The organism is Oligoflexia bacterium (assembly GCA_035326705.1).
Taxonomy (GTDB): Bacteria; Bdellovibrionota_G; JALEGL01; order JALEGL01; family JALEGL01; genus JALEGL01.
In genome coordinates this window covers 263,918-275,904 of record DAOLES010000001.1, presented here as the reverse complement: position 1 = coordinate 275,904, position 11,987 = coordinate 263,918, and the positions used below count along the sequence as shown (strand labels likewise).

The 11,987-nt window shown below is 34.1% G+C and carries 10 protein-coding genes; 9 read left to right on the top strand and 1 reads right to left on the bottom strand.

From position 1 onward, the window contains the following. Positions 1-14: 14 nt before the first annotated feature. A complete protein-coding gene (locus tag PKC21_01275; protein HMR23961.1) occupies positions 15-506 on the bottom strand; it encodes a tetratricopeptide repeat protein in 492 nt (163 codons plus the stop codon). Between the two features lie 31 nt (positions 507-537). Between PKC21_01275 and PKC21_01270 the strand changes: the two genes are divergently transcribed. From PKC21_01270 to PKC21_01230, 9 genes are all read left to right on the top strand, one after another. Then, entirely contained in the window at positions 538-2,259 is a 1,722-nt protein-coding gene (locus PKC21_01270) for an acyl-CoA dehydrogenase family protein (GenBank protein ID HMR23960.1), read from the top strand. A 21-nt stretch (positions 2,260-2,280) separates the two neighbouring features. Further along, positions 2,281-2,838, top strand: coding sequence for an FHA domain-containing protein (locus PKC21_01265; GenBank protein HMR23959.1), 558 nt, complete (start codon positions 2,281-2,283; stop codon positions 2,836-2,838). Between the two features lie 64 nt (positions 2,839-2,902). Then, positions 2,903-3,736 (top strand): carboxylating nicotinate-nucleotide diphosphorylase, encoded by an 834-nt coding sequence (nadC, locus tag PKC21_01260; protein HMR23958.1) that lies wholly within the window; start codon positions 2,903-2,905, stop codon positions 3,734-3,736. A 10-nt stretch (positions 3,737-3,746) separates the two neighbouring features. Beyond that, on the top strand, positions 3,747-5,318 hold the full coding sequence (nadB, locus tag PKC21_01255; protein ID HMR23957.1) for an L-aspartate oxidase: 1,572 nt from the start codon (positions 3,747-3,749) through the stop codon (positions 5,316-5,318). A 111-nt stretch (positions 5,319-5,429) separates the two neighbouring features. Next, the gene (locus PKC21_01250; protein ID HMR23956.1) at positions 5,430-6,476 is read left to right on the top strand and encodes a glutamine synthetase beta-grasp domain-containing protein; all 1,047 of its coding nucleotides are present in this window, start codon (positions 5,430-5,432) and stop codon (positions 6,474-6,476) included. A 197-nt stretch (positions 6,477-6,673) separates the two neighbouring features. After that, complete coding sequence (locus tag PKC21_01245) at positions 6,674-8,749, top strand: hypothetical protein (GenBank protein HMR23955.1); 2,076 nt, start codon at positions 6,674-6,676, stop codon at positions 8,747-8,749. Between the two features lie 180 nt (positions 8,750-8,929). Next, entirely contained in the window at positions 8,930-10,660 is a 1,731-nt protein-coding gene (locus tag PKC21_01240; protein HMR23954.1) for a VCBS repeat-containing protein, read from the top strand. Further along, positions 10,653-11,162, top strand: a complete 510-nt coding sequence (locus PKC21_01235) for a hypothetical protein (protein HMR23953.1) — start codon at positions 10,653-10,655, stop codon at positions 11,160-11,162. The genes PKC21_01240 and PKC21_01235 overlap by 8 nt, the downstream gene beginning before the upstream one ends. Before the next feature lie 2 nt (positions 11,163-11,164). Continuing rightward, positions 11,165-11,884 (top strand): hypothetical protein, encoded by a 720-nt coding sequence (locus PKC21_01230; protein ID HMR23952.1) that lies wholly within the window; start codon positions 11,165-11,167, stop codon positions 11,882-11,884. Positions 11,885-11,987: the final 103 nt, after the last annotated feature.

The following is an 11,987-nucleotide window of genomic DNA, read 5'->3' as shown; positions in this document are numbered from 1 at the left end:
TGGATCAATAATATTTAAGACGTTTGATTTGTATTTTTCATTAACAGTAGCTCGGTAAGGGCCAAGAGTTTGCTTTGCACTAATTTAGGGTCGTATTGTACTGTTGATTTCATTAACTGGGTGGCTTTATCAATTTCACCCAAAGCCAAACAAACTTTAGCTAAACTGTACTCTGTTCTTAAATTGTGTGGATCTAAACGAAGAGACTTTTCTAGGGTTGCTTGTGCTTGGGGGTAATGTTTCTGTTGAAATAGATATTCACCTTTGAGTAGGAGAACAATAGGGTGGTCAGGATGTTTGCTTTCTAAATCATACAAAATATTTGAGTCATCTTGTAGAGCGTTGCATTCAAGAAGTAACCATACTTTATAAAGTGCTACATCTTCATCAAATCCATACTTTTCAGGCGCTTGCTCAATGTGATTTAAGGCTTTTTTATAATCTCCTTGAGCAACAAGCGAGTTGAGTATTTTGTGAAATTTTCTTTTTTGTAAAAATTTAAGCATTATTTTAAAAACCTGATATTCTCCAAAGACTATGCCAGAAATTATTGAAAAAGAAAATCAAACAGACTTAAGCTTTGCAAAATCTTTATTTCTAGGAAGACTTTTAGAAAATATGGTTTTCCCATATCCAGAAAACAAAGAGCAAGAAACAGTTAACATGATCTGTGATGCAGTTGAACGTTTTGCTAAAGATCATATTGATTCAGCAAAAATAGAAAAAGAAGGTACATTAAAACCTGAGTTTTTAAGTCAATTGGCCGAATTAGGTTTATTTGGCTTAATGATACCTGAAGAATATGGAGGTTTGGGTTTAAGCCAAATGGCATATGGCAAAGTTTTTGAGTGTATTGGTGGGATAGATGCTTCAATTGCGGTAACCTTGGGTGCGCATGCTTCAATTGGTTTAAAAGGCTTATTGTTAGCTGGCAATGAAGAACAAAAACAACGCTTTTTACCCAAATTGGCCACCGGAGAAATGATTGCAGCCTTTGCTTTAACAGAACCTGGAGCAGGTTCTGATGCATACAGCTTAAAAACAAGGGCAGAAGAGCAAGAAGATGGCTCTTACAAAATTACCGGTAATAAAATTTGGATTACCAACGGCGCCTTTGCCAGCTTTTTTACAGTTTTTGCAAAAACAAAATCTAAGGAAACGGGTAAAGAAAAAGTAACCGCATTTATTGTTACCAAAGACATGCCGGGTTTTAGTCATGGTCCAGAAGAGAAAAAACTTGGTATTAAAGCATCATCAACGGTTGAGCTACATTTTGATCAGGTGCATGTTCCCAAAGAAAATATTTTAGGAGAGATTGGTCATGGTTTTAAATTGGCTATGCAAATTTTAAATTCAGGCCGTTTAGGTTTGGCGGCAGGTTGTATAGGTGGGTCAAAAAAGCTTTTAGAATTGGCGGCTACTCAAGCCAATACCCGTAAGCAGTTTGGCCGTACCATTGGATCATTTGGTATGATTAAAGAAAAGTTAGGTTTAATGCAAAGTGAGATTTATGCCCTTGAATCTGCAACGTATCTGACCTGTAACTTGGTGGATCAGGGGATAGAAGATTACTCAATAGAATCGGCAGTCTGCAAAATTGCAGGTTCAGAAAAACTTTGGCATATAGCCAATGAAGCCACTCAAATTGCCGGTGGATCAAGTTATATGCAAGAATATCCTTATGAACGTATGTTGCGTGATGCCAGAATCAACATGATTTTTGAAGGAACCAATGAGATTCTTCGTTGTTTTATTGCTTTGTCTGGTATTAAAGAAACCGGTGAAAAGCTTAAACTTTTGCAAAAATCACTGTTGAATAAACCTATTAAATCTTTTGGACTGTTGTATGATTATGTCAGTAACAAACTATCACGCAATTTGTATGGAGATAGTATTAGGTTGGCGGATGTTAAATTAAAAAAAGAAACTTCTCTCATTGAAAGTTATGTTGTTGCTTTAGCAAATACAGTTGAAAAAGTTTTACAGCGTCATGGTAATAAAATTGTTGAAATGCAATTGGTTCAAAAACGATTGGCAGACATTACAATTGATCTATACCTAATGATAGCTTGTGTTTCCCATTGTTCAACACAAATTAAACAAGAAGACGCTCAAGTTGAAAATGCCTTAAAAATGACAAAAATATTTTGCGAACAAGCCCACCAAAGAATAAAAAACAACTTCAAACAAATGGATAATAACTTAGATGAGTCTATAAAAGATTTAGCAAATGTGACGCAAAATCTTGAAATTGTTTAAAGTTTAGCTGATACTGAATATATGTCGCAATCATTAGCCATAGAAATTCAACTTGAAGGTAAAGTTATAGAAAGCATTCTGTTAGAGCCCAATATCACATATGTTGGACGTTTAGCGGAAAACCATATAGTTTTGGATGACCCAGAAGTCTCTAGATCTCACATGTGCATCATTTTTGATGAGTTGCGAGGCTACAGAATTGAAGATCAAGCCAGCGAAAATGGAACATATCTCAATGGCCAAAAAGTTAATAAAGCCCCTGTTGCCTTGGGTGATCGCATAGAGCTTGGGCGTTATATTTTAAGATTGGTAGAAAATTCTCAGGCAAAGCGCGCTGTCCGCAAAGATGATGATAATGAAGATACCATGAATCTCAATACCACCATGAATATCAATGAAGCTGATATAAGTGCGGTAACAGGTAGTTACAACCCTAAAGTTCAAATGTTTTTTGAAATGGGTTCTCGTATGATTGAAAAAGAAGTAAGTTTTGATGAAGAAGTGAATGGTATGCCTAACTATGTTGAAGTTGAGATGGTTTTTGGCAGTAAACGTATAAGAAAAAGAATCAGTATTTAATTCAATAGTATATTGTTTGATAATATTGACCAAAGCACTCAACTAGCATAATTCTAATGCTATTGTGGATTTCGAAAGTTTTATTGAATATGCATTAGAAGAAGACTGCCCACAAGGTGATATTACCTCAGAGTCTATTATTCCTTCACAACAAAAAGCAAAAGCTTTGCTACTATGTAAACAAAATTTGGTTTTAGCGGGCATAGGACAAACACAAAGAATTTTTAAAAAAGTTGATTCAGAAATTGAGTTTAAAATTTTGGCCGAAGATGGAAAGTCTTATAAAAAAGGCGATTATATTCTTGAGATTTTAGGTAAAGCAAGAAGCTTATTAAAAGCTGAACGTATAGCTTTAAATATCTTACAAAGAATGTGTGCTATTGCTAGTAAAACTAAGGAATACGTAAATGCATGTAAAGGTAGTCAGACAAAAATTTTGGACACCCGTAAAACTACACCCTTAATGAGAGAATTAGAAAAGTATGCCGTTTTACAAGGCGGCGCATACAATCATAGATTTAGTTTATCTGATGAAATGATGATTAAAGATAATCATTTAGAAGTTTTAAAATATGACTTTGCTAAAGCCATAGATCTTGCCAATACCCATCACCCAGATAAAAAGCTGGTGATAGAAGTAACTCAATTGGGACATGTTAAAGCAGTTTTACCTTTTGCAGATAAAGTGACGCGTATTATGCTAGACAATATGAGTAACGAAATGATCAAAGCCTCATTGGTTATTTTGCAAGATAAAATTCCTGTTGAAGTTTCTGGTGGAATTACTTTAGAAAGAATTCCCAGTTTATGTGAATTGGGAGTCAATTATATATCTGTAGGCGCATTAACACATACAGTTAAAGCAGCTGACATAAGCATGGAAATGCAGTATATATAGCCAGCATACAATGAAGGATTTAATTGAAAAAACCGATGTATTAATCATTGGCACCGGCTTGTCAGCGTGTACAACAGCCTTTTCTTTGTTAGAAGAAAATCCCAATATTCAAATTACCATGTTAAGCAGTGCCAGAGATTTAGACTACAGTGCAAGCGCTTGGGCTCAGGGTGGAATTGTTTATAAAAACCCTAATGAACAAAGCAGCGATTTAGTAAAAGACATATTAAATGCTGGGGCAGGGCTCTCTAATCCTATAGCAGCTAATATCTTGGCAGAAGAAGGGCCGGAATTAACTCAGCATATTTTATTAGATACCCTTAAAGTTCCATTTGAAAAAGACGATGGTGACTATAAGTTAACTGAAGAGGCGGCACATTCTTTCCCAAGAATTTTATATTGTGCTGATCAGACCGGTTTAAGCATCCAAACCCACTTTCTTCAATATCTTAAACAACATAAAAATATTCGCTTATTGAACTCTCATACTGCTATTGATTTGTTAACACCGTCACATCATTCTACCAATCAATTAGACCGTTATGCCGCTCAAAAATGTGTGGGTGCTTATGTTTTTGATGAACAAGCACAAAGGGTAAAAACAATTCTTTCTCATCATACAGTTTTAGCTACCGGTGGATTAGGAAGGTTATTTTTAAATACCACCAACCCAAAGCTTTCAAGGGGAGACGGCGTTGCCATGGCCTATAGATTGGGCGCTAGGGTCATGAATTTAGAGTTTATTCAATTTCATCCTACTGCATTTTATAAAAAAGGGAGTAAAAAATTTTTAATCAGTGAAACATTGCGAGGAGAGGGTGGTGTTCTTATTGACCATGCTGGCTATGCTTTTATGAAAGATTACCATTCATTGGCTGATTTAGCTCCTAGAGATATTGTGGCAAGAAGTATTCATAATGAAATGTTAAAACAAAATGTTAACAATGTTTACCTTGATATCAGCCATAAAGATGAAAAATGGTTAAAAAATAGATTCCCATATATTTATGAAAAATGCTTGATGCAAGGAATCAATATAAGTAAAGATCCTATTCCAGTTGTTCCAGCTGCCCATTATTCATGTGGGGGGGTATACACTAATGAAAATGCTCAAACGAGCATAGAACAGTTATGGGCAGTCGGTGAAACAGCCTGCACTGGACTTCATGGTGCAAATCGTTTAGCCAGTACCTCATTGTTAGAGAATATAGTTTTTGGTTATCGTGGTGGAAAAGCTATCGCAGAAAAATTGAAACATCCTTCAGAGCATTTTGATCATATTGCTGAATGGAAAAACGGTGATATTGTTATTGAGGATGAACTGCTTGTTCAAGATTGGATTAGCATACAGCATACCATGTGGAATTATGTGGGTTTGGTTAGAACACCACAACGTTTAGATAGGGCTCAAGGTATTATTAGAACTTTGAGTGATGATATAGCTAAGTTTTACGCTAATGGAAAACTAACTCAAAACCTATTGGCTCTTAGGAATGCGATTACAGTGGCGCAACTTATTGTGACTGCGGCTCAAAGAAATAAGTATAGTCAAGGCTGTCACTATTTAAAGAACCAAAAATAAATTTTATTGAGTTAATAAATCAAAGTTCTTGTAATAAAAATCGAGACAATTTTATTTTGTCCATATATACACGCTTTATACAGTATTATTAATAATTAAGGAGGAATTTTTATGTTGGGAATGGCAGAGTATATTTGGATGGATGGAGCAAGACCAACACAAAAGCTGCGTTCTAAAACACGTATTATTGAAATACCTGATGATGAAGAATTTAGCATTGAAGTTTTTCCAGAGTGGGGCTTTGATGGATCAAGTACTTATCAAGCTGCCGGACATAGTTCTGATTTAGTCCTAAAACCCGTTAATTTTGTACATGACCCTTTTAGAGGTGAAGGTAACTTTTTGGTTATGTGTGAAGTATTCAATGTTGATGGAACACCTCATAAAAGCAATACCAGAGCAGAGTTAAGAAAAGTTTTATTGGCAGGGGCTCAAGATCACGATCCATGGATAGGTTTTGAGCAGGAATACACCTTATTCAAAGGTAGCACTCCTTTGGGTTGGCCTGATAGGGGTTATCCAGCACCTCAAGGACCTTTTTATTGTGGTGTTGGTGCAGATGAAGTTTTTGGCAGAAATTTAGTAGAAGATCATGCTGCGGCATGTTTAGAGGCGGGTGTAATGCTGTATGGTATTAATGCGGAAGTTATGCCCGGTCAATGGGAGTTTCAAGTGGGTTATAGAGGTGTAGAAGGCGAATCAGCGGACCCTCTAACTGTTTGTGACCATGCTTGGTTTGCTCGTTGGATACTTTACAGAACAGGTGAAGAGTATGATGTTACTGCAACTTTAGATAACAAACCGGTTAGAGGTGACTGGAACGGTGCAGGACAGCACACCAATTTTTCTACAAAATCAATGCGCGATGAAAAAACTGGAAAAGAAGCCATAGCAAAGGTTATTGAGCGTTTATCCAAAAAACACGCAGAGCATATTGCAGTTTATGGTGATGGTTTAGCCCAAAGATTAACAGGCGAGCATGAAACCTGTCATATAGATGAGTTTAGATCAGGTGAATCTGATAGAGGTGCTTCTATACGTATTCCTATAAAAGTAATTAAGGATGGTTGTGGCTATTTGGAGGATAGACGCCCTGGCGCTAATGCTGACCCTTATCAAATTGCAACCAGACTTTTAAAAACTATTTGTGAATTGTAAGACTACTTTATTAAGCTTTTGAAACTGCAAGCTACGCAAAGTTTGCAGTTTTGCTGTAAATTTACATAAACTTTATTTTTAAGTACTTGTTTTAATTGGACTTATAATTGGTTTGAAATTTGCTTTAATTATGTTTGATGAATTCAGCCAAACATAACAAATATAAGCTATTGCTCTTGATATGCAGCTTTCTGTTTTTGAATGCGTGCAGTAGTTTAGAATCACAAAACTTCATTGAAATTCTAGACCCTTCATATCAGGATAATCCTGTTGAAAATCATAAAGCTGAGGGGAATCATTACCAAAGTCATCAGTTTTTTCAGCAAGGTTCAGAGTTTTCCTATGAAGGCCCCATTCAAGTTTTAATTTCAGATAATTTTGCAGAGCATACGCATGAAAAAAAATTCAGAATTTTAGACCCAGACACTCAAAAGTATAAAGATGTACAGTTTGCCGATCATATCAATAAAGATTTATTAAATTCTACCTTACACATTCAAGCTCAAGGAACACTACAAGATGAATCCTTGCTGATTAATAATTTAAATATTGATGAGCAAAGTTTGATGAATCAATTTATGGTGGCCTCTACAGTTAATGTAAGAAGCATTGTTTATGTAAGAGTACACTTTTCCAATGGCCAACAAAGCCAACTCAGTTCATCAGGTGTAACAGAGCACCATAACCGTATGAATGAACAATATTATGAGGGCAGTTGGGGCTATTTACAATTTGATAATGATCCAGATGCTGATGGTAATCCAGAAATCTATGCCATCACTTTAGATTCTAGCTCATCGTGGTGCAACTCAGGCATAGGTCTAGATACATTTGTCCCTCAAGCAAGACAAGAAGTTTTAAGTGATCATGGAGTGGATATCAATACCTTTGATAATATCATTTTAATAACACCCAATATGCAAAGTATTTGTGGTGGTTTAGGAGGCTATGCAGAGTTTGGGACACCCTCAACCAACCAAACCATGCGCTCTATAATTGTCAGACTTTTTGCCAGTGGAAATCATAGCGTTGTGATACCGCATGAAGTGGGTCATACCATGGGATTAGCGCATGCAGCTAACAATAGCCAAACCTACGGTGATGATTCCTCTGTTATGGGCAACGGTAGCGGTATCGGCTTTAAAACCATGTCAATGAATGCCGTTAATGTAGATGAGCTACAAGGATTTAGAAATTATCAAAATAGAATTGGAACGGTACAATCTGGGTTTTACACACTTTATCCATTAAGAGTTGATCCAGCAATGTCAGATGGGCCGCAAGCACTTAGGTTTTTATTAAGTAAAACCATCTATTTATCTTTTAGAACAGCGGTTGGTCTTGATGCCAACCTAACCAGTTCATACCTCAATCAAGTAAGTTTCCATGAAAAAGGCACAAGCTTAGCTTTTGATTCACAAATTAAAGAAACAATACAACAAGGTCAAACCTATACCAATTCTAATGGCATAAGTGTGAAAGTGAATGAAATAGGGCCAGGAAATGCTTGGGCTAAGGTTGAAGTCACTGTTAATGGTGTTCCAGCAAGCAATGCAAACAATTCTGCACCGGTAGCTAATGATCAGGTTGTGATTGTAAAACATAATGATGAAGTTTCTTACTCATTGGATTATAACGATAATAACTATGGTCCTGGACCTTACACATATAGCACTGTAGAAAATGTTGTTAAAGGAACTCAATCAGGTTCTGGGGTATTTAAAACCTATCAAGCGGCCAATAATTTTATTGGAACAGACACCTACAAATGGACCATGAACGACAATGATAAAGACTCCAATGAAGGAACCGTAACCCTTAAGGTCTTGCAACCAGGTGAACCCAGCGATGCATTTAACAATGCTGTTTTAAATGCAAGTTTTGGTGCTAACGGTAAAGTTACTTTTAATGTTAACTCTGGTAATGCTAGCGCTTTATCAACCTGTGATATGCAATTTGGTGATAATAGCAGCAATGAAAGTTGCGCTCCAAATAAACAGCATACATATGCTGATGGTGATTATGAAGCCTGTGCATTGCTTAAGGATACACAGAACAAAGTCATGATCGCATGTACACAATTTACGATCAGTGGTGGTGGGCAAGTTATTCCTGGGAATCCAGATGAAGTTTTTACCAGTTTTATCAGTTCTCAAGCCTGTGGCAATATCAGTTCTAATCAAAGTGCTTTAGGGTTGGTCTTTTTGATTTCATTATTAATTTTGATTAACGCTGCACAAGCCATGAACTTAAGAAAGAATAAATACACCTAAAATTTAATATAAAACTGATACTGATAGAGTTTTTAAAAAACAATCAGAACTTATTTCTCTCATTACAATGTCTAAGTTTTAGTCAGGTTGTATAAAAAATGAACAGTTAGTTAAATACTTTTTGTAAAATACAGGATTATAACAGTTTTTTTGTTGGCACGAAGCATGCACAATGAGGACATGCTCAAACATAGTGTAAATAAAAGTATAGCTGTAATTGGAATAATGTTGTTGGGTTTGGCCTGTCAAGCCTGTGGAAGCAGGGCGCAAAAAGCTATAAATCCAGACACAATTGAAGTTAGTTTTGACTATAATTTGAGTGATACCCATTCAGCAGTTCCTGTTTTTAATGGCATTCGACTTCATAAAAATTTTAATCTTTATTATCAAATTAATTCTTTAAAATCATTTAAACATCTCACTGTTAAACTGGCTAATATTGTTTTAAATCCCGGTCATCAACCGGTAAAACAAGGTTCATATTGGGTTGATCTTGAAAGCCTAGGTGACGATGGTGTATACAATTTAGATATTATTGCCATCGATAAAAACAATCATGTCTTACAAAAAACAATTAAAGTTTTTAAAAACGTGCGTCAATATGAACATATTCATCAATTATCATACGCAAAAGAAGAAAATATTGATCAACATGAAGCAAAATTTTATTCAGTGGGGGATATAAATTTAGATGGTTTTGCAGATGCGTTTTTACATATAGATAGTAAGCCAAAAATTTTGTTGGGTCCTGATTTTCAAACCAAATGGGATGTTTCTAATGATGATTGGTTTAGTTCTACTTATACTTGCGACATCAATGGAGATGGCATTAAGGATTTAGTTTTAGGGAATAGATATTATGGTGTTGCAGGAAAAATAAAGGTTTATTTTGGGCCAATGACAAGCAATAAAACGTTTACTCAAACAGTTGAATATCATGGTACTCACACATATGCGCCTGAAACAGGTGAGTATTTTGAATATGCTGGTGCAAGCATTGGATGTGCAAATCTAGAAGGAAACGACAAAAACACACTTATGCAATTTAACGCCAATGTTCAGCAAAATGGCTTGACTGTTTTACCTTCAAAGTTAGATTTTTTTTCATACAATGAAACGGAAAATACTTTAAATAAAAACGCTTATACAGAATACAGTCTTTTGCATTCACAGTATCCAAATGCAATAGAAGGTGATGTTAGCACATACTTTTCTAATCCAAAAGATATCAATCACGACGGTCATGAGGATATTATAATTAACGGTTGGTATGGTCCAGATAGTCAATACCAAGTAAAAAACTTAAGCATTTTGTATGGAAGTAAAAACAAACAGTATTACCTAGGGCCTGTTATTCATTCCCGTAATATTTATGATGATATTTTAAATGATAATATTAATCCTTTAGTCAGCAACAATACTTTTCCAAAACTAAAGGTTTCAATTTTAGATGATGTGAACCAGGATAATCACTTAGATTACAATTTCATTTACAATGAATGTATTACTTCGCAAAATTCGTGTAACTATCTAGATTTTAACTATTTAGAAGTTAATCAAATTACATCTAATCAAGAAATAGTCTATACAAGCACCCATTATATTGAGCAAGACCCGTTTCACCTTGCCGTTAAATCATTTGATTTTGATGGAGATGGTTTATTGGATTATCTTTTTTTAAATAGAAACCCCAACAATAACAAACTCTTTTTTGATGTTCAGTTAGCTTATAACAATGAAACCTTAAATTTTTTAAGCAGTTTAGATTTAGGGGAATCAAATGAGGAAGCATTATTTCTACCCATTACCAATAATTTAGGAGAACGATTTTTATTATTTGTACAATCTAATAGTCAAGGAAATTGGCAAACCCCATCTATAATAAACATTAAAATTTTTAAAGATGAATAATTCAACAAATATAATCATTAGATTTAGTTTTAAATTTATTTTTATTGTTGGTATATCTTTTTATTCTAAAGTTTTTTCTCAGAATATAAATCAAAAGTTTTATGGAATAACAGTAGCAGACAGCTATTATTTTAAACCAAAAAAAGAAGCCGGTGATTTTAACATTGGATTAAATTATATTAATCAATGGCAAAAAAATATTCAGCTAGAAGTTAATATTTCATATGCCATAGAAGGCCTAAATGAATTTTGGTTACAACCTAAACTTAATATAGTTTCAAATCAGTATTCAATTAAACCGTATTTTAGTTGTGGCGGAATTATTCAATTTCAACCAGAACGCAATTATGGTGCAAACATGGGAATAGGATTTATCTTTCCTTTAAAAAAAATATCACCTTTTTTATTTTTAAGGTTTTCCAACCAAGTCATAGTCATGGCTGAAAAGCCCAATGATATTATTTGGGAATTTTTTCAATTAGGAGCAATGATTGAATTTTAACCATGATAGCCTTGCGTTTAGTTTTATTTCTTAGTGTTTTATGTTGTAATCCGTTGCAAGCAAAAACTTATATTTTACAATATGGAAACAGTAAAACCTGTATTGTACATCTTAATCAAGCTATTGATTCTGTTGAATACAATGAGTCTGATAATAATAAGGTAGATATTGACACAAAAAAATACAAAACCTTGAAGATTAACTTTAAAAATATTCATCAAACAACAAAAATGGTTATTGTTGCTGGATATAGACGTCACAGCATTCTTTATAAATACAATAAAATGATCAAAAAACCTTGTTCACTTATCATTAAACAACAGAAAAAAACTCGTATCCATTTAAATCAACTTAATACTGAAATATCTTCTACAGAAGCAATAAACCAGGACCTGTTGGTAAAACTTATCCAATTAAAATACATAAATCACCATTTAATTCTAGAACTTAATATTAAAAATAAAAAGCGTAGCATGATTCAAAGTTTAGATTTTGAAATAGCAACCTTTAAAAGGAAAGGAATTTTATCCCTTAAACCTACCTATATTAAATATTTTAGAGATTTTAAAAGCAATTGCAAAAACTTAGAGGCAAAAAACAGTAAAGTTTGCCATGTCATCATAAAAGATTTTTATAAAAAAGGTTACGGTTTACAGTTAAAAATATATCCAGAAAGTAAAAAAAATAACCCTTTACAGCTTTACCATAAATTTTCAGACTAGAAAGGGCATTTCATCTATTATTTATAGTTTTAATAAGTAAATAAAAACCTCTTTTAACCGTAATTATTTTTTTTAAATAAAATTTTTAAGCCAAGTAAAAACT

Coding starts and splice junctions, on each gene's coding strand:
- PKC21_01275 (HMR23961.1), bottom strand. CDS start 506: ATGCTTAAATTTTTACAAAAAAGAAAATTTCACAAAATACTCAACTCG.
- PKC21_01270 (HMR23960.1), top strand. CDS start 538: ATGCCAGAAATTATTGAAAAAGAAAATCAAACAGACTTAAGCTTTGCA.
- PKC21_01265 (HMR23959.1), top strand. CDS start 2,281: ATGTCGCAATCATTAGCCATAGAAATTCAACTTGAAGGTAAAGTTATA.
- nadB (HMR23957.1), top strand. CDS start 3,747: ATGAAGGATTTAATTGAAAAAACCGATGTATTAATCATTGGCACCGGC.
- PKC21_01250 (HMR23956.1), top strand. CDS start 5,430: ATGTTGGGAATGGCAGAGTATATTTGGATGGATGGAGCAAGACCAACA.
- PKC21_01240 (HMR23954.1), top strand. CDS start 8,930: ATGCTCAAACATAGTGTAAATAAAAGTATAGCTGTAATTGGAATAATG.
- PKC21_01235 (HMR23953.1), top strand. CDS start 10,653: ATGAATAATTCAACAAATATAATCATTAGATTTAGTTTTAAATTTATT.
- PKC21_01230 (HMR23952.1), top strand. CDS start 11,165: ATGATAGCCTTGCGTTTAGTTTTATTTCTTAGTGTTTTATGTTGTAAT.